The organism is Deltaproteobacteria bacterium (assembly GCA_016210045.1).
Lineage (GTDB): Bacteria > UBA10199 > UBA10199.
The window spans coordinates 68798-93823 of record JACQUX010000023.1 but is presented as its reverse complement, the minus strand read 5'-3'; the positions used below and the strand labels follow the sequence as shown (position 1 = coordinate 93823).

Here is a 25026-nt window from a genome sequence, read left to right as displayed (position 1 = left end):
CGCGAGCCGTGAAAGTGCCGCCCTGGTGTAATCCGCCACGGGGCCGACCGGCCTGAGCGGTGACAATTTTGGGCCCATATCACAACACCTCTTCCCCGCACCTAATCGGCGCTTCGCGCAAAAAGTTGCTTGCGCGCTGAAGCGCTGAAGGGCCACCCTCCCGTCATCATGTTTCCGAATTATACAATCGACGAAGCGGCTTGAAGCATTCTCACAGTGCGGGACTTTCCTTCCCACTCAACGCCAACACGCAGTGGGTCAGCACGCTCCGGCCTGGAGTGCGGGTGCGTTTGAGCGCGCGATCGGTCGCGGCGATCTGGCGCAGTCCGCGTGCCAGGGCAGGCAATGGCCGTTGCGCGGCTTGGCGTGCATATTCTTGGACAAAAAACGGATGCACCTTCAATGTCTGGGCGAGCGGGGCCTTGTCCTTCCCACCCTGCTCTTGCCACGCGCGCGCCCGCACCAGCAGACGCCAATGGCGCGCCAACATGCTCAGCAACATGACGGGACTCTCGCCGCCGCTCAGCAGCCGCTCCAACAAATGGCACGCCGCCGTCGGTTCACCGGCCCCGACGGCGGCGGCGAATTCGAAAACGGTCCGCTGCGAGGTCTCGAGGATCACCGCCTCGACACTCGTCGCCTCGATCAATTGCTTGTCGCCACAATAGAGGAACAATTTCTCGAGCGCTTGATCGAGCGCGCCGAGCTCGGTCCCGACCACATCGGCCAACAGCCGCGCCGCATCTTGGCTGATCGGTTTGCCGCGCCGCTGACATTCGATTCGCACCCAATCGGGCACTTGATTCGGATACAGTGACTTGCATTCGATCACGCACGCACTCGCCATCAGCCGCTTCACGGCCGCGCCCCGTTGGTCGAGCTTTTCGGCCTGCACGATCAGCACGGCCACCGGACTCGGGTGTTGCCGCCACGTCGCCAACGCCTCCCACGCTTCGCTTTTCCACACTTCCCCGCCCTGCACCACCAACAGTTGGCGCGCCGCGAACAAGTCGTCGCTCTGCGCCCGCGCCACCAGCTCCGTCGCCGTCAACGCGCTCGCGTCGAAGCGTTGCGGCGTGACGACGCTCCCCGCCGCCTTCGCCAAGGCTTGCGCAATCCGCTGCACGGCGGTTCGGCGCAAATACGCCTCCGCGCCGACGACGAGATAGAGCGGCGCAATGTCGCCACGTCGTAATTGTTGATCGAGTTCCGAGAGCGTGATCATTGCAGCACAATATTGACGATGCGGTTCGGCACATACACCACGCGTGCGATCGCCGCTCCGCCGATAGCGAGTGTGACTTTTTCGGTCATCGCGAGCCGTCGGACGTCGTCCGCGGTCGCGGTCTTTTCCACGGCAATCGCGTCGCGCCGCCGCCCGTTCACTTGCACCACGATCGTCATCCGTTCGTCGGCGCAGAGCGCCGCATCCGACACCGGCCACGGGGCGTGCGCGATCGACGTCGCCTCGCCCAAACGTTCCCACAACTCTTCCGCCAGATGCGGCGCATACGGCGCGACCAACCGAACAAAGTCTTTCGCGATCTCGCGCGGAATCCGTTCCACGCCGCTCGCGGCATTCAGGAAGATCATCATTTGCGCGATCGCGGTATTGAAGCGGAGCTGCGCCGTATCGTCCGTGACCTTTTGGATCGTTTGGTGCAACACTTTCCACAACGCCGGTGCGCTTGCACTCGGGGAATCGACGAGCCGTTCGGCCAGTGCACCGGTCCGTTCATCCACGATCAACCGCCAGACGCGTCCGAGAAATCGATTCACGCCTTCGACGCCGTCCATCTGCCACGGCTTCACTTGTTCCAACGGCCCCATAAAGAGTTCGTACAGTCGCATCGCGTCCGCGCCGTATTGGTCGATCACTTCATCCGGACTGACGACGTTTTGCTTCGACTTCGACATCTTTTCGATTTGCGCCTCCAGCGGCTCGCCGGACGTGCGCAATACCGGGCGATTGTCGCGCTGCTCCACGTCACGTGGATGATAATATTTCCCCTTCGCGTCGCGATAGCTGTACGCGAGGATCATCCCTTGATTGAACAATTTCTGAAACGGCTCTTTGGTGTGGACCAGACCGCAATCGTACAAGACCTTGTGCCAAAAACGTGCGTACAACAAATGCAACACTGCGTGCTCCACTCCGCCGACATACAAATCCACCGGCATCCAATATTGCTCGGCCTCCGCCGACCACGGCGCCGACGTATTCTGCGGATCAAGGAAGCGGAGATAGTACCAACACGAGCCGGCCCATTGCGGCATCGTGTTCGTTTCGCGCAAAGCGACGCGACCATCCGGCAGCGCGACTTGGCGCCACGCGCCATCCGCGCGGGCCAGCGGCGGTTGGCCGTCCGCCGTGGGCCGATATTCGTCGACCGGCGGCAACGCGACCGGCAAATCCTCCGGGGCGACCGGAATCAAAGTGCCGTCGGCAGCGTGCAGGATCGGAAACGGTTCGCCCCAATAGCGTTGGCGGGAAAAGAGCCAATCGCGCAGCCGATAGTGGACGCGTGCCTGCCCCTTGCGATGCGCCTCCAACCATTCGATCATTTTTTGTTGCGCAGCCGCGACCGGCAGACCGTCGAGGAATTGGGAATGGATCGCGACCCCGTCGCCCGGATGCGCAGCCTCCTGCACCGATTGCTTGCCGCCGGTGATCACTTCGACGATCGGCAAGCCAAAGCGGGTCGCGAACGCGTGATCGCGATCGTCGTGCGCCGGGACCGCCATGATCGCGCCACTCCCGTAACTCAGCAGCACATAATCGGCGACCCACAACGGGAGCGGCGCTCCTGTCACCGGATGCACGGCATACGCGCCAGTAAAGACGCCAGTCTTGTCACGCGCTAAATCCGTGCGCTGCAAGTCGGTCTTCTGCCGACTCGCCGCCACGTACGCCTCGACGGCGCTGCATTGTGCCGGCGTCGTCACTTGCGCCACCAACGGATGTTCCGGCGCCAGCACGCAATACGTGCAGCCGAACAACGTATCGGGCCGCGTCGTAAAGACCGTAAAGGTGTGCGGCGTATCCGCAATCGTAAACGTGATGTCGGCGCCGATCGATTTCCCGATCCAGTTGCGCTGCATCTCCTTCACGCCCTCGGGCCAATCGACTTCGCCTAAGTCCGCCAACAACCGCTCGGCGTAGACCGTGATCTTGAGCATCCACTGCTGCATCAGTTGTCGCTCGACCGGATCGCCCGTTTCGACATAGCGACCATCTTTTACTTCTTCGTTCGCCAACACGGTCCCCAACGCCGGACACCAATTGACCGGGACTTCGGCCATATACGCGAGTCCGCGCTCGTAGAGTTTCAGGAAGATCCACTGCGTCCAGCGGTAATACGCGGGATCCGCCGTGCTGACTTCGCGCGACCAGTCGTAACTGAATCCGAGGCGTTTGATTTGGCGGCGGAAGTTGTCCACGTTGCGCTGCGTGATCGTCGCCGGATGCTGATTCTCGCGTACTGCGGCCCGTTCCGCCGGCAACCCGAAGGCGTCCCAGCCCATCGGGTGCAAAACATTGAAGCCTTGCATCCGCTTCATCCGCGCGATCACGTCGGTTGCGGTATATCCTTCCGGATGCCCGACGTGCAGTCCCGCTGCGGATGGATACGGAAACATATCGAGGATGTAATATTTCGGGCGTTGCCGCAGCAACGCGGGATCGGTCGGGGTGCGAAACGTCTGGTGCGCCTCCCAATAGGCCTGCCATTTCGCTTCGATCGCATGTGGATTGTACTGGTGCTGCATAGCGATTCGTGTAACTGGGCCAAACCGTGAAGTCAATCAGGGGCTCGCGTACCCTCCGCCTGCGGCTGCGGGCACTTCCTCGGCGACCCGCTACGCGGGTCCCCCGCCTCGGGCGTCGCATCCCCTTGGTACGGCACAGCCGCTGGAGCCTCCCCCTCAACGCGCCTGTGGCGCTTGCCCGGAGAGGGAACACATATGACTGATCATGCGCAATTATCGAGAACTATGTGGCGCAGCGGCTGGCGCAACATCGGGCAGGTGATTGGGTTCAGCCTGCCGTTACTCGTGCTCGGGATTTTTTTCGGACTCGGTCACGACTACACCGCTAAGCACGGCATCAGTGCGGAATTACACGGCGCCCCGCTCCACGAAAAAATCTGGCCGAAGTTCCGCCTCTACTTCTCGCGCCATGAAGACGAATTGCTGTACTACGAATATGCGAGCCTGATGCTCGGCGCCGGCGCCCCGCACCGCACGCATTACGCGCCGAATATTTTGTTGCATCGCATTCCCACAACCGGCACGCCCGCGTGGCCGTATCGCGACTTCCACTACGAATATCCCCCGCTCGCGTTGCTGCCGATGCTGCTGCCACGCCTCTTCACCGCCGATCCGCAGCGCTATCACGACCTGTTCGCTCTCGAGATGATCGCGCTGTTGTATATCGCCATTGGGCTCGCCGCGCGCATGCGGCGCGGCTACGGGGACCGAGTCTCGCTGCCGCGCCTCGCGACCTACGGCGGCGTCGCCGCGGCGGCCGTCGGCCAACTCACTACACAACGCTTCGATCTTTTTCCCGCGACGCTGCTGCTCGCCGGTCTTGCCGCGTGGCAACGCGCGCGCGTCGTGGCCGCCACCGGCTGGATCACTAGCGGCGCATTAGCGAAAATATTTCCCGGCATCGTCTTTCCCGCCACGTTGCTCGCGGCATGGCAACACCGTCGCGCGGAGATTCCGCGGCTGTTGGCAATCGCCGCCATGCTCACACTCGCGTGTTTCTTGCCGCTCGTGTGGTGGGCACCGGGAGGCATCGGCGCGCTGTTCGGCCACCACACCGGACGCGGGCTGCAGATTGAGTGTATTTACAGCGTCGGACTCGCCCTCTGGGACTTCGTCCACCCGATCGGCCTCTGGACCCGCGATGCGGCGGGATCACGCGTGTTGGGCGGCGCGTGGCCAGACGCTGTAGCGCACTACACGATGCCAACATTGCTCGTCCTCACCGGCATCATCACCTGGTGGTTCGCGCGCCGTCGCCTGCCCCCAAGTGACGCCCGTTGGCCCTGTGCATGGCTGTTACTCCTGGCCACGTTCGTCTTCGCCAGCCCGATCGGCTCGCCCCAATTCGTATTGTGGTTCCTCCCGCTGACACTCGCCGTGCCTGGTACGGCGGGACACGCGGTACGCCGCGCATTCCTCTATTATGCCGCTGCAACCCAAGCCGAGTATTTCTTCTTCTACGGAAAATTCCACGCCTTGAAACCGCTCGGCGTACTGGGTGAATGTGTGCGCTGGGCCGGATTCGGATACGTGGTCGTCACGCTGTTTCGCGGGATGACAGCCGCCAACCCCGCACTCGCCACCACCACCAGAGGCCCACGCCATTCAGCGTGAGCACACTCACGACGGTCGGCACTGCGCGCGGGAGCGCGAGGATCGAGGCGTATTGCAACACCGCGACGATCGAGAGCGCAGCGACGAGGCGGGCCAAATCCCAACGCGGCACCATGAGCGCAAGCGGGAGCAGCCACACCAGATACCAATGTTGAAACCAGGGCATCAGCAGCAACAGCGAGAGGAGTAAAAAGAGCAGCGTCGAGTGAATGACCTGCGCGAACGACCGCGTCTGCCGCAGACAATCCGCCGCCAGCAGCCACATCCCGCACCATTGGGCCGCCACGACCACCGCATGCAGCATGGTTTGCGTGCCAATCCCGCACGACCAAGTCAACAAGTGCACCAAATGCGGCAGCGAAAAGGCCACGAAGTGGCGATCCTGCCACATGATCCCCTGCGCCGCGAACCAACCCTGCGCGCCCGCCCCCCACCACACCACGGCCAGCCACACCGCGCCGCCGCCGATGCCCAACATCGCGATGGCCGACCAATCGCGCTCCCGCAGGCGCCAGCAACCGTAGAGGCCGAGTAGCGGCAGCAGCACCGGCTTGATCGCGCTTGCGACACCCCACAACGCAAGTGCCGCCCAGGCACGGCCGCGCCATGCAGCCAGCAGGCCGACCAGCACCACGAGGGCTACCACACCGTCGTTGTGCGCCTGCGCCGTCACCTCCCAGAGCAGCACCGGATTCCACACCACTAAGATAAAGCGCCACACGCCGTCTGCGGGATTCGACAAGCGGACACAGTAGCGATACGACAACGCCACGATGCCACAGGCAGCGAACCAACTCATGCCCTTGAAGACCCACAACGCCACCCACGGATCGCGCACCGCGCCCAGCAGGCGCAGCAGCGCGGCCCAGGCCGGCCCATAGACCATCGGCCGATGCCACCAGATCGCGCCAACCCATTGGCCGAACGGGTCCGCAGCGCCTAATGCGCTCGGTCCCGCGAGATAGGGGTCGAGGCCGACGTGCAGCATGCGGGCATACGCCAAGTTGGAAAAGAGATCATTCGAGGTGCATGGGAGCGCGCCCGCCGCGACGCCATGCAACAACAGCGTCAACGGCAATAGGGACTTTATTGTGATGGAGTGCTCGGACTGTAATGCCTGCCAATACGCCCACCCCGCCAACGCGAACGCGGCCCCCAGGCCGCCCCCGATCACCAAGCGTTGCGACGCCGTCAGCACGACGTCATCCACTTTCACGGTCCCGACCCACGCGGCCCGCAACCAGGTCACGAACACCGCTCCGGCCAACGCGACGACAATCATCCACCCATAGCGCACCATCCGGTTCATGGCACCGCCACGGCATCAAGATCGCGCGCGCGTGGCACCAACAAGTACCAGCGCCCGATGGTCGCGTGCAGCCGATAGCCCTCGGCCATCGCCAGTCGCATCGCCTCCGTCCAGCGTTGCGCCTGCACCCAACGCGCCGCGGTCGGCGGGGCAAACGGAAGCAACAGCGCCGGGAAGGCCCCGGCGCGCAACATCGTCACAAACGCGGTTTCATCCCACAGACCGCGACGCGCCAAATTGGCCATGATGAACGGATAGCTCGCCGGTTCACGTCCGCACTGGCGCACCACCGCGACGTCTTCGGTCACAATCAATCCCGGCGCGGACGGCAGCACCGCACACAACGCGGGAAGCTGCGCCACATCCCTGCGCAATCGCTCCGCCGAATAGACGATCCGTCCGACGACGATCACATCGGCCGCAAGTAATTGCACGACCAACAATCCGCACAAACTCCTGCGCGCCCACACCGCTCGACACACAACATCCGGATTCCGCACTTGCGGCCACACCCACAGCAGCGTCGCACACGACCACTCCAGGAAATTCGGTCCGGCAATCCCTTGGCGCACGCTCGCCAACCACCAGACCGAGCTCCCGGCAAAATACCACCAACGCAAGTCCTGCCGTGCTGCCGGCCTACGCGAAGCCAACCAGATGCCCAATCCGCACCACCCACTCCAAGGGAGCAAATTTTCGTACAACGTCTGCAGACATTGCACCAACGACGGGCTCCCCACCGCCCAAGACACCGTATGACGCCACACCTCACCACCCCACACCAACGTCAGCAGCGCAGCCCCACTCAGCGCGGTCACGACCGCCGCGACGACGTACGTCTGCAACCACGGTCGATAGCGGCGCCACACCCAGAGCAACCCAATCAATGCGGAAAGACACTGCGTCTGTTTGATGAAACAAGCCAGTGTCAGCAGACAACCCGCTGCGGCAACTTGCCGACGTTGCTGCGGCGCACGCAGCAAATACATGCCCGCCAGACTGCACGCCACCGCCGGCCACTGCAATTGCGCCTGTCCCAACGAGAAGAGGACGTAGAAACTCGATCCGAGCACGCCGAGCAACGCCCACGCCGCGCCGCGCGTGAGGCCGACCGCGCGCCCCCAACGCCACAACAGCCCGAGCACGACTGCCAGTCCGACCCCGGAGGCCGCACGTCCCGCCCACAACGGCGACAACCCGGCCGCGAGCCCCACGCGCGCGAGCCAGGCAAAGCCGGGCGGATAATTGACAACCCGATACGGCGGTGCAAGCGGCGCCTGATACAACGACGTGCCGTGCACCCACGCCACGAGCCAATCATAGAGTTCACTGCTGGTGTAATTAGGATCGAACGGAGCGGCCCAGAGTGCCGCCAGCCAATAGACTGCAATCGCCACCACGAATCCGGCCTGGATACACCAGGCCCACGTCATGAAGCCATTCCGAGATTCACGCGCCGCCGCAAGCGGCGTGTCCTCCCCCTCACCCCGCCCTCTCCCCAAAGGGAGAGGGGATTGGTTTCCGCGCGGCTGGCCGCGCGGACCGTTCATTCGCGATGATGGCGTAGCCGATACCACAGAAGTGTCCAGACGCCGTCGATGGCTTCACGCAGCGACATTTTCGAGGCCCCGTACCGCCGTTCGTAGAACACTACCGGCACTTCCCGGATACGGTGTCCTCGACGATGAAACAGATACGCGCGCAGCGTTTGCCCCACGAAACCGCGCACCGCCACGCCATTTAAGGCGACCGAATCGAGACAACTCAACCGATACAAACGGAACCCATTGGTGTGATCGGTAGTGGGCGTGCCGAGCACGACATCGGAAAACCAACTGGCCAACCGATGCACCGCCCGTCGCCGCCAGCTCCAGCCGACCACGCCACCCCCCGGTAAATGACGCGACCCGATGACCAGATCCGCGTCGTCCGCCGCCGCTAAGAATTGCGAAATGGCTTGCGGATGATGCGAAAAATCGGCGTCCATTTCCATGCCGAAGGCGTACCCGCGCGTGCGCGCAAATTGGAGCCCATACCAAACCGCATCGCCCCGCCCACTGCGGGTCTCCCGCACCTCAGCCCAGACTCGACCCGGGCACTGCGCCTGGAGCCTTTTCGCCAATGCGCCGGTCCCATCCGGAGAGTTGTCATCAACAATCAGGATGTCGACTTCCGGCGCGTCCTGCAAAATCGCCTCGCACAACGCGACCAAATTCCCGGCCTCGTTGAACGTCGGCAGCACTACCAACGTACGCCGCACCGATGCCCCGGCCACATGAATCGCTGGCGCCGCCGCCTCGGAATAATAGAGATCTTCTACCGCACTCGTCGTCACACCCATAACCGCGCCCGGATACGACAGCCGCGCAGACGACGCAAGTAGAGAAAAAGTTTCAACGTTGTAGGCCTTGCACTCTCCGTCGCGCTCGGCCATAGACACCGGCGATGCCCCGTACACTGCGCCGCACGGTTTGGGTCAACTCCACCTACTTTGCCGAAGGGTTCCCGTTCATGATCGTCCGGTATATGACCGGCGTCTTCCTGACCGACTTAGGTGTGCGGGAACTCTACCTCGGCTTCGTCAATTTCTTCGGCATCCCATGGAATCTGAAATTCCTTTGGGCCCCGCTGCTCGATTATTACGGCACCAAACGCCGCTGGCTGCTCGCATTGGAATTGTTGATCGGCCTCGGTCTCACGGCCATCGTCGTCACCGTGTTCCTCGGCATCGACCCGGCCACGGCACGTCCGTGGTGGCCCCCGCAGCAGGCGTTATCATGCGTGATCTTCATCGTCGCCGGACTCGCGTTCTTAAGCGCCACGCACGACATTGCGATCGACGGCTATTACCTGGTCACGCTGACCGATCCGGCCGACCAAGCGGGCTACACCGGCGATCGCGTGCTGGCCTATCGCCTCGCCGTCGTGTTTGTGAAGAGCGTGCTCGTCGCCGCCGCGGCCTTCCTCGGTTGGCGCTACAGTTGGCTCGGTGCCGCGCTCACCATGTTCCTGCTTTTTTTCCTGCACCGCGCACTGCTGGCCGACACCGAAACCGCGCGTGTCCGCACGGCGACTGGCTTGCGCGATGTCGCCGGACATTTTCTCAGCGCGTTCCGCACCTACTTCGCCCAACCGCGTGTCGCCATCATGCTCATCTTCATCATCGCGTACAAACTCGGCGACGAAATCATGTTCTCGATGAACACCCCGTTCCTACTGCGCGAACTCGGCCTCACAAAGGTACAACTCTCGTGGGTCGCGGGCATTTTAGGAACCATCGGCACCATCGCCGGATCCCTGATCGGTGCCCGCTGGATCTCACGCGTCGGCCTCCAGCGCGCCATTTGGCCGCTGACGCTGCTAATGAACGTGAACATTTGGGCGTACATCGCGCTCGCCTATTGGAAACCCGATCCCGCTACCACCGCCGGCGTCGCACTGATCGCCGCGATCCATATGTACGAACAATGGGCCGCCGGGCTCGGCAACGCCGTGCTGATGATCTACTTAATGCGCACCTGCCACGCCGACTTCAAGGCAGGCCACTATGCCGTCGGCTCCGCGATCATGTCGCTCGGCAGCACGTTATTCGGCGGCTTCGGCGGGGCACTAGTCGAACATGTCGGCTACGTCGGCCTCTACCTGATCGGCTTCGTCGCCGCCCTCCCCGGCATGGCCCTGATCCCCTGGATTCCTCATTTGCGGGAAGAGCAGAGGCAGGCATAAGTTGAAATCATCGCAGTGGGGACAGGTACCTTGCGACATCGTGCCGCCAGGTTATAATATGTCACGAAGCCAGATGATCCATCAGCGTGTGACATCTAAATTAGGTTGGGGGGCAAGACCCCTTGCCGCAGGGAGGCGCTGTTGAAGACGATCGGACTGCTCGGCGGAACAAGCTGGCCCTCGACAATCGAGTACTACCGAATCCTCAATGAATGCGAACAAGAGAAGTTTGGGGGATTTCACTCCGCGAGCCTCCTACTGCGCAGCATCGATTATCACGAGATCAAGAGCCGGTATTACGACCGATGGAGGACGGCTATTACCAACGAGGTCTTGAAAAATTCGGTCTCCGAGTCGAGACACCATACGAGGAAGACCGCGTCAGAATCCAGCAAATTCAATCCCAATTGGCGCGAGGTATCATGGCGAAGGAGTTTCGAAGCTTCCTGGCCGCACTCATCGAGAAACATGCGGGCTTAGTCGATGCCGTTGTCTTGGCGTGCACCGAACTGCCCTTGGCCGTTCATCAAAAGGACTGCCGCATTCCGATCCTTAACCCCACTGAACAGCAGTGCAGAGAGGCCTTTGAGTTCGCGACCGGTATATCCGCAGCATAACACGGCGCCCAACCCGGACGCGCGCCAATTGGCTCCACGTTAGACAGCATAATAATCTCCCACCAATAAAGAGCTAAGATCATTGACCTTCCCCAACATCATTGCTGATTAGTCGATCCTGAAAAAGTTCGCCGACGTAGTGTTCATCGTTGACGCAGGGTTATTTTCGATGTGAGAAATTGCAAGAAAGTGCTGTTGAAATGCGTAAAAGCTTGCGAAAGTAGCAGGCATGAAACCCAGCAAATCTCAGCAAGACGAACCGCAGGAAGACCTCTTCAAGAACAAGTTACGACAGATGATTGACCATCGCCATCCGTTGGTACGATTGGCGGAGGTCGTGGATTGGGAGCGTCTGGACGACGTTTTTGGAGCAACGTACAGTGAGGACAACGGTCGGCCAGCGATCAGCACGCGGCTGATGGTGGCGTTGCAATATTTGAAGTACACGTTTGATGTGAGCGACGAGGATGTGGTGGCAGGATGGGTGGAGAATCCGTACTGGCAGCATCTGAGCGGGATGAAGTATTTTGAGCATGAGTTACCGATCGATCCATCGAGCATGACGCGATGGCGGAAGCGCATGGGCGAGGCGGGAGCAGAAGAGCTGTTGCGCGAGACGATCGCGTCCGGGCTCAAGGTGAAGGCGGTCAAGCCCTCCCAGCTTGAGCGATTGAATGTGGATACGACGGTGCAAGAGAAGCACGTGCGATTTCCGACAGACGCACGGTTGTACGATCGTGCGCGAGAGCGGCTGGTGGTGGAGTCCGATGCGCGTGGTATCGAGCTCCGACAAAGCTATCGGCGAAAGTCGAAGCATGTGCTGTTGCAGCAGAGCCGGTATGCCCATGCGAAGCAGTATCGGCGGGCACGCAAGTGTACGAAGACATTGCGGACGTATCTGGGTCGAGTCATTCGCGACATTGAGCGAAAGTTGCCGAATCAAGACGAACAGCTTGCGGAGGTGCTTGCAGTGAGTCGTCGGATTCACGAGCAGAAGAAAGATGACAGCGGGAAGACGTACAGCGTGCATGCGCCAGAGGTGGAATGCATCAGTAAGGGGAAGGCCCACAAGCGATACGAATTTGGATGCAAGGTGAGTGTGGCAGCGACGAGCCGTGGAGGCTGGTTCGTTGGAGCGCGTGCACTCCATGGGAATCCATATGATGGGCATACCCTTGCGGGAACGATGGAGCAGGTGGCACGCATGATGACGTGCAAACCGGATGAGGTGTTTGTCGATCGTGGATATCGCGGGCATGATTATGAGGGATCAACGCAGATTCATGTGGATCGGGTGCGGCGCGGCAACATTGCAAAGAGTGTGTGGCGATGGATGAAGCGGCGGGCGGCGATTGAGCCCGGCATCGGACACTTAAAACACGGACACCGCATGGACCGCAATCGATTGAAGGGACAGGAAGGCGACATGATCAACGCGATCCTCAGTGCTGCGGGAATGAATTTTTCAAAGTTGCTGACGCATCCAGCAACTTTTTTGCACCTGATTGTTGAAGCGTTGGTCAGTCGGGTGTTTCTCTTTGCGATGCCAAACCCGGAATATTATCGAGATCCAGTAAGGGCATAAACGACTTTTTCAGGATCGACTGATTATCATGATAATCAGCAATGATGTTGCCGATTAAGATTGATCATGGCATCATCCAAATATGGCGTATTTTACACGAATTCTTGATCTGCGGCAGGAAACGAGAACGAAGAGCCTCTTTCTCTTCGGACCCCGGCAGACCGGCAAGACCTCGCTGCTCCGGGCTTTATTCCCCGAGTCGCCGCTGTACAATTTGTTGTTGGCCGACGTGTTCTTGCGAATCAGTCAGCGGCCGCAGATCATTCGAGAGGAGTTGACGGCGTACAGACACACGCTCCGACAACCGATCGTGATCGATGAGATCCAGAAACTGCCGATCCTGTTGGATGAAGTCCAGTACATGATTGACGAATATGGCTGGCGGTTCATTCTGACGGGGAGCAGTGCACGAAAACTGAAGCGTGGCGCGGCGAATCTGCTCGGCGGTCGTTTGCGCATGCGGCATTTATTCCCACTCGTGTCGGCGGAAATTCCCCATTACGATCTACTCCGTTTCCTCAATTATGGGGCGCTCCCCCCGATTTACACGGCGACGGAACCTGAGGAAGATCTCGCGGCATATATCGGGACCTATTTGCAAGAGGAGATTCAGGCAGAAGGCGCCGTCAGAAAAATCGAAAACTTTTCTCGATTCCTCCAGGTGGCGGCATTGACGAATGGCACCTTACTGAATTTTTCGAGCATCGCGTCCGATGCCGGCGTGCCGGCGCGGACGGTAGTAGAATATTATTCCCTGTTGCAAGACACACTCGTGGGGGCGTTGCTGGAGCCCTATACCCGGACGAAACGGCGGAAGGCGATTGCCACGGCGAAGTTTTATTTTTTCGATATCGGGGTCAGTCACCATTTGGCGGGCCGGCAGCACATTCGTCCTCGGACGGAGTTGTTCGGAAATGCGCTGGAGCACTTCCTCTTCACAGAATTACGCGCCTACCTGGCGTATCGCCGCGATCGGCGTCCGTTGCATTTCTGGCGCTCGGCGTCTGGCTACGAAGTTGATTTTCTCGTCGGCGATGACGTAGCAATTGAGGTGAAGGGGACTGCGAATATCGTTGAGCGCCATCTGACTGGGCTCCAGGCATTAACGGAAGAAATTCGCATGAAGAAAAAAATCGTAGTCGCCATGGTGCCACTCCCCCGCGTGATCCAAGGCATCCACATCCTGCCGGTCGCCACGTTCCTCGAACAACTCTGGAGCGATCAGTATTGAGATGATACGACGACACAACCCTCCGCACAATCGAGCAGATTGATGTTCTTTGGCTTCGAGGTAGATCAATTGTGCGCGCGTTCGAGGTCGAGCACACCACATCGGTGTACTCCGGCATCCTTCGCATGGCTGACTTGCTTGCACTTCAGCCCAACATGGACATTCGGCTTCACATCGTGGCTCCTGGTGCGAAACGCGAAAAAGTGTTTCAAGAGATAAGGCGTCCCGTGTTCTCCCTCCTAGAGAAAGGCCCTCTCGCTGAAGGCTGCACGTATCTGCCTATGACAGCCTGCGCGAACTCGCAGCGCAGAAGCACTTAACACATCTCTCAGATACCGTGCTGAACGAGTACGCGGAGAAGGGGGAGTGAAGAACCCGCCGTCTAACCCAGCGCCCAACTCGGACGCGCGCCATGAAGCCGGCGCGCGCCGCTTGGCTCTACGTTAGACAGAATGAAAATCTCCCACCAATAAAGAGTAAGATCATCTTAGGGCGTGTTTGCAAAATCGATTTCGATGTGTGGGGGCCTGCCCGTGCTCGAGCTGGGCGGAGGGGGCAGGGGCCGCTAGGGGCTCTCGCAGCCGTTTTCTCCTTGCGAAATCTAAAGCCGAAAACGGCGAGGGTGAGCGCGCGGCGCCTCGATGGCGCCGCGATAGCGTACCCTGGCGGCCCCTGCCCCCTCCGCCCGGCCCTCGGAACGAGCACTGACTACTGCTGTGTGGTATGCGCCCCAGGACCCGCACTTCCTCATCGATGTTGCAAACACGCCCTCGGTGCCTGGCAGCAGAAATGACCTGAAGCCCATTCACCCCACGGCGCGGGTGGCGTCGCGGGCGGCGAGTTCGCGTTTGAGTTCGGGGGGGAGACCGAAACGGACGTCTTCGGGGATCACGGAACGTTCTTCCACCGTCTGGACGCCGCGGCACGCGTGCTGCCGAGCCACGCCGCCTCGGCACGAGAGTGTCGAATTAACTCGACACTATTGTAAATTCTATGTAATCTGCTGATATGTCTGACGAAAATGCCATTAAAGTTGTGCTGCGGGAGTGGAGTTATTGGGAACGATCGCCTGCAGCCACGATACCGCGCCATGTCTTGGATCAACCAGTCCATATCCAACCCGATCTGGCCCTTGTGGTCCAAGGAGTACGGCGCTGCGGGAAATCGGTCCTGCTTGCGCAGATCATGCAGCAGGCGGCGATGGATCCGCATGACTGCTTCTTCATCAATTTCGAAGATCCGCGTCTCAGTGATCGATTGGATTACCGTCTCTGCGATAGCATTCTGCAGTATGCCGCGACCCATCGCCGGAATCGGCGGTGCGTCTTCTTCTTCGACGAGATCCAAAACGTGCAAGACTGGCAGAAATGGCTGCATACGAGGCTCGAACGACCGACTCGTCATTGCTTTGTCATCACCGGGTCGAACGCCGCCCTGCTCTCTGGCGAACTGGCCAGTGCGCTGACCGGGCGCCACACGACGATCGAACTGTTCCCCTTCGATTGGGTCGAATATCGACGCGCCCGGCCGGCGGCTTCGTTCGAGACCTATCTCTCAGACGGAGGATTTCCGCGCGCGCTGACCTATGAAGAGCCGGCCGCGCTGTTGCGCGAGTATTTCATGGATATCCTCGAGCGGGACGTTCGTCGCCATGTTGCCGCGCGGTCGACGATCTTGCTGACGCAATTGGTGAAGACGATTTACGAGAGTACGGGGTCGGAAGTGAGCCTGCGCAACTTGGCCCGCCAATTAGACACGACCGCCGATACGATTCGCACGTATTTGGATGCCTGCGAGGCGGCCTATATCCTGGTCCCCTGCCCGTACTTTACGTTTTCTGAGCGGCAGCGGGCCGTGCGGAACAAGAAATACTATCCAATCGATCTTGGCTTGCGACAGGCCGTGATCACACGCACTGGAGCAGATCGCGGGAAGGCGTTGGAGACGGTCGTGTTTCAACATCTGCGGCGTCGCTATGGTCAGGTATATTATTGGCGGCAACGTGGCGAAGTCGATTTTATCGTGCAGGATGGCTCCTCGATCTCACCCTACCAAGTCAGTTGGGACGGTGCCCTCCCGCGACATGTCGCGGCGGCGGAAGAGTTTCGTTCCGCATTTCCCCAGGCCGAGTCGATGCAGTGCATCTCACGGGCTACAGTGGAAGAGTGGTTGAGCCGGGACGACTAATTCACCCCACGGCGCGGGTGGCGTCGCGGGCGGCGAGTTCACGTTTGAGTTCGGGGGGGAGACCGAAACGGACGTCTTCGGGAATCACGGAACGCTCTTCCACCGTCTGGACGCCGCGCTGTCGGAAGAACGCGACCACGTCCGTGACCAAGTGTTCCGGCGCCGATGCCCCGGCCGTAATGCCGACGGTCTTGATGCCCGCAAACCACGCGGGATCGATCTTTGTGACGTCGTCGATCAAATAGGCCGCTACGCCTTGCGCCTTCGCGACTTCGGCGAGACGGCGCGAGTTGGAAGAATTGGCGGAGCCGATGACCAAGACCAAATCGATGTCGCCGGCAAGCGCCTTCACTGCGCGTTGCCGATTCGTCGTGGCGTAACAGATATCTTCCTTCGGCGGGAACTTTACTTTGGGAAAGCGTTGTTTGATCGCGTCGATGATATTGATCGTGTCTTCGATCGAGAGCGTGGTTTGCGTAATGACGGCGACTCGGTCCGGATCGGCCACGGCGACACGGGCCACATCTTCGACCGTTTCCACTAACACAATCCGCTCCGGGGCCTCGCCCATCGTGCCGACCACTTCTTGATGTCCGGCATGGCCGACGAGCAAGATCGTACACCCTTCTTTCGCGAATTGGATTGCCTCGCGGTGGACTTTCGTCACCAGCGGACACGTCGCGTCGATCGGGATCAAGGTGCGGGTCTGCGCGGCATCGCGGACTTCCGGCGAGATGCCATGCGCCGAAAAGACCAGCACTGCGCCTGGCGGGACATCGGCGACGCGATCGACGAAGATCGCGCCGGCCTCCCGCAACCGCTTCACCACATGCGTGTTATGCACGATCTCGTGATACACGTAGACGGGCGGCGGATAGAGTTGCAGGCAGACTTCGACGACTTCGATCGCCCGCTCCACGCCCGCACAGAACCCACGGGGCTTGGTGAGCAAAACGCGTTCGACGGACCATGGGGCGACTTGTTCCATAGGGGGCGGTGCGTAGCAGCGATTCGACAGTGGCGCAAACGAAAATTCTGTAGAGGATTCTCGTTGCATGGCACGATCGGCCATGGCATACGCGGCGCATGCAACGATCCGTGCGGTGGGGTCTGGTCGTTTGTTTGAGCCTCGTCAGCATAGCGGCCATCGCGAAAGGCCGCGCCAAAACCCCGAAGACCCCCGAACCCCCGCCGTTACAACTCAGCACCGATCAACGTCACAACGCCCAACAGCTGTTCCATACCATCTGCGGCCGGTTGGCGGATTGTCGACCGGATCTCAAAATCGTCCGCAGCGACTGCGAGCAACCGCTCCGCGAGAACGACCCGTTCTATCGCACCGTCCCGGCGAGTGCGCTGGATGCGGCACCCAAAGACTTGTCCCGATGTATTAAAGGAATCGGTCGGGCCTCATGTGAACAATTTCTCAGCTCCAAGGCGCCGAAGGGCTGTGAGATCTTTCAACAGCAATAACCTATTGTATTAACAGGAAAAATTAAGCGCTTCCCGCCCGCCCATGTTTGTCGTATAATATCCGTCTCATCGGTTGCTCTCTAGGGGGGGAGCACGGTATGGGAGGCCGATCCACCGTCTTTGCCACGTCGTCGTCTGTCCGCACCAGAAATCGCGCTGGTGGGTTTACATTCATCGATACGATCTTAATGATGGTGATCCTCGGGGTCGGGTTGACTGGGATGATGTCGTTTTTTGTCTCCAGCAATCGCCAAGCGCTCGACGCCGACCAAACCGTGCAGGCCTCAGTCCTCGCCCAAGAAAAGCTCGACCAAATTATCGCGAATAAGATCGCGCTCGGATACAACGCGATCGTTGCCGCCAACTATCCCGTCGAAAATCTCGGCGCGCCGTTCGCCGGATTGACTCGGACCACGACCATCACCGAAGTCAGCCCGAACGACCTCTCCACGGCCTCACCCGGCTCGGGACTCAAACGGGTGAACATTGTCGTGTCGTGGGGCGTGAATGCGAATCAAGCGGTGCAACTCACGACGATGGTGACGGCGTATTAAAGGGAAATGCAAAATGCAAAAGGCAAAGTGCAAAAGGCAAAATGGACGGATCGGGAGGCGCGGGTTTTCTGCCACGGAGGTGTTGCTCTCGATGATCATCCTCTCGATCGTCGCGTTGGCGGTCTCGCCGGTCTTCTTTCAATCGGTGGCCTCGTATGCCCTCGCGACCGGACGCGCGCGCGTGATGCACGACGCGCGCAATGCAATCATGCAGATGCAGCGGGAAATGATTACGGTGACGACGGCCCGCATCACGGGGATTCAGGCCCAACAATTCAGCTTCATCGACGACAACGCGTTGGCCGCAACCTACCAATTTACGCCCGGGGCACCGTTCGGCACCATTACACGGGGCGCCACACTCGTGATGCCGAACGCGGTCAATTTGACCTTCAGCTACTTCGATGCGAACGGCGCAGTCACGAACGTGATCGCCAACGTGCGCCGCATCGGCGTGACGATCGTCGCTGCGGCGCCGAATCAAGGGAACTTGACGTTACGGACGGAAGTGTTTCCACGCAATTTTGCGTACACGAACTTTCAACAATGATGAGTGGGGGCGGTATGCCGACCATGTCGGTCGTAGGAAATCGTCGAGGATCGGCCGCGTTGATGGCGATGCTGGGACTGCTGCTGTTAGGCGGGATGGGCGCGACCGCGGTGTCACTCGTGTCGACGGGCGAAGAGACCCGCGCGACTTCGCATGCCTCGGAGTTGGCGTTGGGGCTGGCGCAGGCCGGCGTGGAGTTCGGCAAGAACCGGATCGATCAAGGCTTGAATCCGGCCGTCGCGAATATGCCATTCGGACAAGGGACGTTTACCGTGGTTCCGATGCCCAACACGAGCCAACTTGCCGCCACAGGTGCGGTCGGATTAGTGCGGCGGAATTTCCTGCTAACTACGCAATACGCCAAAGACTGCGGAGACCTCAATTTTCAGAACGCACACAGTGCCGGCAAAAAGATCGAAGGGGCCAAACTGCTGAAAAATTGTTTAAGCAAGGCCACGATCACGCAATGGAACATCAGTTGGGCGCCGGATGCGGGAGAGAAAACGGTGAAGCTCCAAGTCCAAGGCGATGCGATCGTGACGTTGTACGACAATCCGGCCGGGTTTGCCTCCGGGACCACGATCGATGCGACCGACTATGTGCTGACGAAGGGGCCCGGCGTCCCGGAACCGATCAATAAGATCGAATTCGACACCCCACTGCCTGCGGGGAAAACGTACACTGTCACGCTCTTCTTTTCCGACGGCAGCAGCGTCACGCGCAGTTTCCTCGACGCCGGCGGAGGACCGCCGGAATGATTTGCCGATGGGAGACGATGATGTTTACGCATCGCAACACGGAAGACGGCGCTGCGGCCCTCATGGCGTTGCTGGGCCTGCTGGTCTTGAGCGGGATGGGCGTCACGGCCGTAGAACTCGCATCGACCTCACAGGAGGAACGCGCCTTCTTTGCGCACACCGAAGCCGCGTTGGGGCTGGCCCAGGCCGGGATCGAGTTCGCGAAGAATCGGATCGACCAAGGGGTCAATCCGAACGTGCAGAATCAGCCGATCGCGTTTGGGACCTTTTCGACCGCCGTGACACCGGCCACGAATCTGTTGCAGGCCGTCGGCCGTGTCGGCACGGTGCAACGCTCATTCGCCGTGACCACGCCGTTGGCGAAGGATTGTTTCGACCTCGCGGTCGATCAAGCCCAAGTCGCGGGGCCGAATCTGACCGGCCTCAAACTCTATAAGAACTGTCTCAGTAAGGTGACGATTACCCATTGGCGATTCAGCTGGCAACCGGACGACGGCGAACACGCAACCGAGCTGCAAGTGCAAGGCGACCCGCTGTTCACGGTGTTCGAAGATTTTATCGGCTATCCGTCAGGCGCGCTGATCGACGCCACGGACTTAACGCTCAGCAAGGCCCCTGGCGTGCCGACCGAGGTCAACAAACTGGAGTTTGATCACCCCATGACGGACGGCAAGACGTATTCGATCAGCGTCACACTCTCCGACGGGAGTGTCGTGACACGGAGTTTCGTGGACCCATAGGGGACGAGGACTGCAAACGGTGCAACGTATGAACCGACTCGAACAGTCACGCCGCACCCGCCACCCGCGGGGATTTACGATGATCGAGCTCACGCTCGTAATTGCGATCCTCCCGCTGATGGTCGCGTCGCTGATCGGCGTGTCGAACTTCACCGCCAGCAACTTGGACCGCGCCGCGCGGCGCTTGGAATCGGACCTACGCTACTGCCAACAACTCGCGATGGCCGAAGAAGTGAACTGCGGATTCCGGGTGAATACCGTGACCCAATACCAAGTGTATCGGCAAAATCTTGGGAATCTGGTGGTGGATCCCTATACGCGCCAAGGGATGCAGATCGACTTGCCGACCAATTACCAAGGCGTGTTGTTTAACGCGAACAATTATCAAGTCGAATTCAATCGCTTCGGCCAACCGGTGATCGGATCGGGAACACCGATTATCATCGGAATGACGGGACAAACGAAGTCGGTGACCGTGAACAGTACCGGATACGTGCAGATCCAGTAAACAACAGGAGTACAGTCGCCATCACAAGGAGGATGGCAGATTATGAAAACCTTCTTTTCACAACGTGGTTCCGCCGCGTTGACCGCGATGATCGGTCTGCTCCTGCTCGGGGGCTTGGGCGCGACGGCCGTCTCCGTCGTCTCGACCACGGAAGAGACGCGGGCCATTTCGCACAACAGCGAACAGGCATACGCCCTTGCGCAGGCCGGCGTCGAGTTCGCGAAGAACCGGATCGATCTTGGCGTAAACCCGGTCGTCGCCAACTTTCCGCTCGCGCAGGGGAATTTTACCATCACGACCGTCCCCAATTCCGGGCAACTCGTCTCGGTCGGCACGGTCGGCACCGTGAAGCGCAACTTCGCGGTCAACACGCAGTTCGGCAAGGATTGCACCGATCTCGACGTCTCCCAAGGCCACTCCGCCGGTCCGAATCTGGAAGGGCTCAAACTGGTCCGCAACTGCCTCACGCAATCGGTGGTCACGATGTGGCAAATCACGTGGGCGCCGAATCTCGGCGAAAAGACGATCAAGCTGCAAATCCAAGGTAGCCCGCTCTTTACAGCGTACGACAACCCCGCCGGCTACGCCTCCGGCGCGACCATCGACGCGGCCGATTACACGTTGAGCAAGGGAGCCGGCGTCCCGGAACCGATCAATAAGATCGAGTTCAACGGCAATATTACGGCCGGGAAGACCTACACGATCATGCTCTATCTCTCGGACGGCAGCACCGTGACTAAGAGCTTCATCGACCCCGGCAATGGCGGCGGAAATCCGCCACCGCCCCCGGGCCCATCAGGGTTCAGTGTCAACAACGGGACGCTCGTCGTCCAGGCGAACAAGCAAGTGACCGTGAATTCGTTGTGTGCCCAGATCACCTACGGCGCCAACGGGCCGCCGATTCCGGTAAAGGGCTGGATCGGCACACGCGTCGGGAACAGCAACAACTATAACTGGGTGGCGCTCTTCAACGGAGCGAATGTCGCCGTGAATGGGGGACAGAGCTATGTCACGAATAGCGGCGCCGGAAACACCTATGTGCTGAAGTCGAACGCGAAATACGTCCAGAACGGGGTCACGAAATATAATGCCACATACGATTCCAGAAATACGGCGCAGATCAAAACGCTGGTGAACGGCGACACGCCGCCGCCGTTGGCCGGATTCGGCGGGCAAAAACCGGTCACACAATGTATCGCCGGATACTTAAATCAGCAGACCGGCAAAGTCAGCCTCTCCGCGAATCAGGCGATTGTACTGAGCGAATTAGGCGTGAATATGCAGTCGAATCCGAACAGTCCGGCGGCCGATTTTCAGGACGCCGTGTATTTGATTACGGTCGAATGAGTTCTAGGGTTTCAACCGCAATCCCAGCTCCGTCAGCTGTTGTGGGTTGACGGGGCTGGGGGCGTTGACCATCAGGTCGTAGCCGCGCGCGGTCTTCGGGAACGCGATCACGTCGCGAATCGACGAGGCGTGGGTCAGGATCGTCATCAGGCGGTCGAATCCGAACGCGATACCGCCGTGCGGCGGCGCGCCGTAGCTGAGCGCGTCGAGCAAGAAGCCGAATTTTTCCTGCGCCTCGGCCGCAGCGATCTGCAGGATTTCAAATACACGGGATTGGACATCGGTGCGATGAATCCGGATCGATCCCCCGCCGATCTCGCTCCCGTTCAGCACCAAGTCGTAGGCCTGCGCGCGACAACGTCCGGGATCGTTGGCTAAATGTTCCAAGTCGTCCGGGTGCGGCGCGGTGAATGGGTGGTGCACGGCGACGAAGCGCTGCTCCGTGTCGTCCCATTCGAACAACGGGAAATCGAGGACCCAACAGAAGTCGTAGTGGTCGGGGTTCGGCGGAATCAGCGCTTTGGCGAAATGGAGTCGGAGCAGCGAGAGCGATTGATTGACGACCTTGAACGGTCCCGCGACGAACAGCGTGACGGATCCGGGCACGACGCCCAACGTATGTCCTAATGCGGCCCGCGCGTCTTCGTTGAAGAATTTTACCAATGGCGAATTCCATTTACCGTCGGCGTCGCAGCGGATCGGTAACACGCCTTTGGCGCCGAACGGCGCGACGAGCTCCGGCAAGCCGTCCAGGACCGCGCGGCTGAAATGCGCGCTGTGGCCGGGAATGGTGAGGGCCTTCACGATCCCGCCCGCCGCGACGGCTTCGGCAAAGGCACGGAATTCGCTGCCGCGAAAGGCGTCGGTGCAATCGACCAACTGCCACGGAATGCGGCGGTCGGGGGCGTCGGTGCCGTATGCGCCGAGAGCTTGCGCATAACTCAGGCGATCGAATGGTCGCCGCAGTTCCACGCCCAGCACCTCGCGCCACAGCGCCACAACGAGCCCCTCGCACAGATCGAGGAACGGGTCGCGCGGCAGGAACGAGACTTCAATATCGATTTGCGTGAATTCCGGTTGCCGATCGGCGCGCAAGTCTTCGTCACGAAAACAGCGGACGATTTGGAAGTAGCGCTCCAGACCGGCGACCATCAGCAATTGTTTGAAGAGCTGCGGCGACTGCGGCAGTGCGTAAAAATTTCCCGGGGTTTGGCGCGCCGGCACCAGAAAGTCGCGCGCCCCTTCCGGCGTGCTCTTCGTCAGGACCGGCGTCTCCACTTCGATAAAGCCGTGCTCCGCCAGATAGCGCCGTGCGATTTGCGCGGCGACGTGTCGTTGCCGCAGCATTCGTTGCATCGGCGGCCGACGCAGATCGAGGAAGCGATATTTGAGCCGCGTCTCTTCCGCCGCCGTCGTGGCTTCCCCGATCTCAAACGGCGGCGGCTTCGCTGCGTTCAGGACCTCGCACTGCAGCGCCCGCACTTCGATCGCACCGGTGGCCAACTTGGGGTTCGTCATCCCGTCCGGACGCGCGCTCACGATTCCCTGCACGACGACGACAAATTCCGACCGCAGCGTCCGCGCGACCGTTTCCAATGCCGGCACTTGCTGCGGATCGATGACGACTTGGGTGATCCCTTCCCGATCGCGCAGATCAAAAAACACCACGCCGCCGTGATCGCGTCGCGTATCGACCCATCCCATCAGGACAACACTCGCACCGAGGTCAGCGGCGCGCAACGCACTGCAGTGATGCGTCCGCTGCATCATGCGGCCACCCCTCCGAGATCGGCGAAATAATGGACGAGTTGATCGAGCGCGACGTCGGCTTGCTGTTTTGTTTCCATGTCACGGACGACGGCCTTCGCCGCGCTTAATTCGTCGTCGCCGACGATCACGACATAGCGACTCCCCGATCGATCCGCGCGCTTCAGCTGTGACTTCAGCGAACGATCTTCGTAATCCCACTCCACGATCCAATCGCGATCGCGCAGCATCGCCATCAGCGGCATACTTAAGCGCCGCGCCTCCGGCCCTAACGCCGCCACGAAAATGGCGCGAGGCAACCGCGCAACGGCCAGCGGTTGCTCCATCAACAGGAGCAGACGTTCTATGCCGATCGCAAATCCGACACCGGGGACATCCGGCCCGCCTAAATCGCGGACCAGGCCGTCGTAGCGACCGCCCCCGCAGAGCGCATTTTGCGCCCCGCCGAGGCTGTGGGAGACGATTTCGAACGCGGTGCGCATGTAGTAATCGAGGCCGCGGGCGATGCGGTGGTTGCACCAATACGTCACTTGCACGGCCTCGAGCCCTTCGCACACTTGGCGGAAGTGTTCGCCGCACGCGTCGCACCAAAAATCTTGCACGGTCGGCGCCTCCATCAGCGCTTGCTGGCATTGTGGATTTTTACAATCGAAGATTCGCATCGGATTGGTGCGCACGCGCCGTTGGCAGTCTTCGCACAACTGCCCGACCACTTGGCCGAGAAACGTCTCGAGCGATTGCTGATATTTCGGACGACAGTCCGCACAGCCGAGCGAATTCACTTCCAACCGCAAATCGCGCAACCCCAGCGTCTCGCACAACCGCATCGCCATCACGATCACTTCGGCATCGGCGGCCGGATGGGCCGTCCCGAGGAGCTCCACACCAATTTGATGAAACTGCCGGAAGCGCCCCTTTTGCGGCCGTTCCCGACGAAACATCGGTCCGAAGTAATAAAGTTTTGCTAACGGATCCGCTTGATACAATCCATGTTCGATATACGACCGGACCACGGGCGCCGTCCCTTCGGGCCGGAGCGTCAGTTCCTCGCCCCCTTGGTCGACGAACGTATACATTTCCTTTTGCACGAGCTCGGTGCTGGCCCCGACACCGCGGACAAACAACGGCGTCCGTTCGGCGATCGGGGTGCGCATTTCCGCGAACCCGTACCGCTCGAATAAATGGCGGGCGATCCCCTCTAAGCGGCACCAAATGGCCGTTTCCGGAGGCGTGATGTCGTGCATCCCTTTGACAGTAGTGATTTTCATGATGGGGTGTGATAGGTAGGCGCA

Annotated in this window: 22 protein-coding genes; 13 read left to right on the top strand and 9 right to left on the bottom strand. The window is 60.3% G+C overall.

The annotated features are described in order from the left end of the window. Positions 1 to 211: 211 nt before the first annotated feature. Complete coding sequence (gene holA, locus HY696_07585) at positions 212 to 1225, bottom strand: DNA polymerase III subunit delta (protein ID MBI4238260.1); 1014 nt, start codon at positions 1223 to 1225, stop codon at positions 212 to 214. Further along, complete coding sequence (locus HY696_07580; GenBank protein MBI4238259.1) at positions 1222 to 3768, bottom strand: leucine--tRNA ligase; 2547 nt, start codon at positions 3766 to 3768, stop codon at positions 1222 to 1224. The genes holA and HY696_07580 overlap by 4 nt, the downstream gene beginning before the upstream one ends. Before the next feature lie 195 nt (positions 3769 to 3963). Here HY696_07580 and HY696_07575 point away from each other — a divergent pair, with 195 nt between their 5' ends. Further along, positions 3964 to 5382 carry a hypothetical protein gene (locus HY696_07575; protein ID MBI4238258.1) on the top strand — a complete coding sequence of 473 codons (1419 nt, stop codon included), beginning with the start codon at positions 3964 to 3966 and terminating at the stop codon, positions 5380 to 5382. Here the strand turns inward: HY696_07575 and HY696_07570 are convergent. The 3 genes from HY696_07570 to HY696_07560 form a co-directional block, all read right to left on the bottom strand. Further along, positions 5306 to 6691 carry a DUF2029 domain-containing protein gene (locus HY696_07570; GenBank protein ID MBI4238257.1) on the bottom strand — a complete coding sequence of 462 codons (1386 nt, stop codon included), beginning with the start codon at positions 6689 to 6691 and terminating at the stop codon, positions 5306 to 5308. The two genes, HY696_07575 and HY696_07570, sit on opposite strands and share 77 nt — an antisense overlap. Further along, positions 6688 to 8124 carry a glycosyltransferase family 39 protein gene (locus tag HY696_07565; protein MBI4238256.1) on the bottom strand — a complete coding sequence of 479 codons (1437 nt, stop codon included), beginning with the start codon at positions 8122 to 8124 and terminating at the stop codon, positions 6688 to 6690. Before HY696_07565 ends, HY696_07570 begins: the two co-directional genes overlap by 4 nt. Before the next feature lie 113 nt (positions 8125 to 8237). After that, positions 8238 to 9125 carry a polyprenol monophosphomannose synthase gene (locus tag HY696_07560; GenBank protein ID MBI4238255.1) on the bottom strand — a complete coding sequence of 296 codons (888 nt, stop codon included), beginning with the start codon at positions 9123 to 9125 and terminating at the stop codon, positions 8238 to 8240. A gap of 11 nt (positions 9126 to 9136) precedes the next feature. Here HY696_07560 and HY696_07555 point away from each other — a divergent pair, with 11 nt between their 5' ends. From HY696_07555 to HY696_07540, 4 genes are all read left to right on the top strand, one after another. Beyond that, positions 9137 to 10417, top strand: coding sequence for an MFS transporter (locus tag HY696_07555; GenBank protein MBI4238254.1), 1281 nt, complete (start codon positions 9137 to 9139; stop codon positions 10415 to 10417). 305 nt (positions 10418 to 10722) lie between these two features. Further along, positions 10723 to 11034 (top strand): aspartate/glutamate racemase family protein, encoded by a 312-nt coding sequence (locus tag HY696_07550; protein ID MBI4238253.1) that lies wholly within the window; start codon positions 10723 to 10725, stop codon positions 11032 to 11034. Between the two features lie 229 nt (positions 11035 to 11263). After that, the gene (locus HY696_07545; protein MBI4238252.1) at positions 11264 to 12619 is read left to right on the top strand and encodes an IS5 family transposase; all 1356 of its coding nucleotides are present in this window, start codon (positions 11264 to 11266) and stop codon (positions 12617 to 12619) included. An 82-nt stretch (positions 12620 to 12701) separates the two neighbouring features. Beyond that, a complete protein-coding gene (locus HY696_07540) occupies positions 12702 to 13850 on the top strand; it encodes an ATP-binding protein (GenBank protein ID MBI4238251.1) in 1149 nt (382 codons plus the stop codon). An 805-nt stretch (positions 13851 to 14655) separates the two neighbouring features. Here HY696_07540 and HY696_07535 read toward each other — a convergent pair. Continuing rightward, entirely contained in the window at positions 14656 to 14793 is a 138-nt protein-coding gene (locus HY696_07535; protein ID MBI4238250.1) for a hypothetical protein, read from the bottom strand. A 65-nt stretch (positions 14794 to 14858) separates the two neighbouring features. Here HY696_07535 and HY696_07530 point away from each other — a divergent pair, with 65 nt between their 5' ends. After that, a complete protein-coding gene (locus HY696_07530) occupies positions 14859 to 16037 on the top strand; it encodes an ATP-binding protein (protein ID MBI4238249.1) in 1179 nt (392 codons plus the stop codon). A 1-nt stretch (position 16038) separates the two neighbouring features. On the opposite strand, the gene ispH is transcribed toward HY696_07530, so the two are convergent. Beyond that, complete coding sequence (gene ispH / locus HY696_07525) at positions 16039 to 17025, bottom strand: 4-hydroxy-3-methylbut-2-enyl diphosphate reductase (GenBank protein ID MBI4238248.1); 987 nt, start codon at positions 17023 to 17025, stop codon at positions 16039 to 16041. Between the two features lie 98 nt (positions 17026 to 17123). Between ispH and HY696_07520 the strand changes: the two genes are divergently transcribed. From HY696_07520 to HY696_07490, 7 genes are all read left to right on the top strand, one after another. Further along, complete coding sequence (locus HY696_07520) at positions 17124 to 17510, top strand: hypothetical protein (protein MBI4238247.1); 387 nt, start codon at positions 17124 to 17126, stop codon at positions 17508 to 17510. Between the two features lie 98 nt (positions 17511 to 17608). Beyond that, positions 17609 to 18064, top strand: coding sequence for a hypothetical protein (locus tag HY696_07515; GenBank protein ID MBI4238246.1), 456 nt, complete (start codon positions 17609 to 17611; stop codon positions 18062 to 18064). A gap of 13 nt (positions 18065 to 18077) precedes the next feature. Continuing rightward, positions 18078 to 18614 (top strand): prepilin-type N-terminal cleavage/methylation domain-containing protein, encoded by a 537-nt coding sequence (locus HY696_07510; GenBank protein ID MBI4238245.1) that lies wholly within the window; start codon positions 18078 to 18080, stop codon positions 18612 to 18614. A 14-nt stretch (positions 18615 to 18628) separates the two neighbouring features. Next, entirely contained in the window at positions 18629 to 19372 is a 744-nt protein-coding gene (locus tag HY696_07505) for a hypothetical protein (protein MBI4238244.1), read from the top strand. Beyond that, entirely contained in the window at positions 19369 to 20112 is a 744-nt protein-coding gene (locus tag HY696_07500) for a hypothetical protein (protein MBI4238243.1), read from the top strand. The genes HY696_07505 and HY696_07500 overlap by 4 nt, the downstream gene beginning before the upstream one ends. Positions 20113 to 20140: 28 nt before the next feature. Beyond that, positions 20141 to 20620 carry a prepilin-type N-terminal cleavage/methylation domain-containing protein gene (locus HY696_07495; protein MBI4238242.1) on the top strand — a complete coding sequence of 160 codons (480 nt, stop codon included), beginning with the start codon at positions 20141 to 20143 and terminating at the stop codon, positions 20618 to 20620. A gap of 42 nt (positions 20621 to 20662) precedes the next feature. Then, positions 20663 to 21967, top strand: a complete 1305-nt coding sequence (locus HY696_07490) for a hypothetical protein (protein ID MBI4238241.1) — start codon at positions 20663 to 20665, stop codon at positions 21965 to 21967. Between the two features lie 3 nt (positions 21968 to 21970). Here HY696_07490 and aspS read toward each other — a convergent pair whose 3' ends face one another. After that, a complete protein-coding gene (gene aspS, locus HY696_07485) occupies positions 21971 to 23737 on the bottom strand; it encodes an aspartate--tRNA ligase (GenBank protein ID MBI4238240.1) in 1767 nt (588 codons plus the stop codon). After that, on the bottom strand, positions 23734 to 25002 hold the full coding sequence (locus tag HY696_07480; protein ID MBI4238239.1) for a histidine--tRNA ligase: 1269 nt from the start codon (positions 25000 to 25002) through the stop codon (positions 23734 to 23736). Before HY696_07480 ends, aspS begins: the two co-directional genes overlap by 4 nt. Between the last annotated feature and the right edge of the window lie 24 nt (positions 25003 to 25026).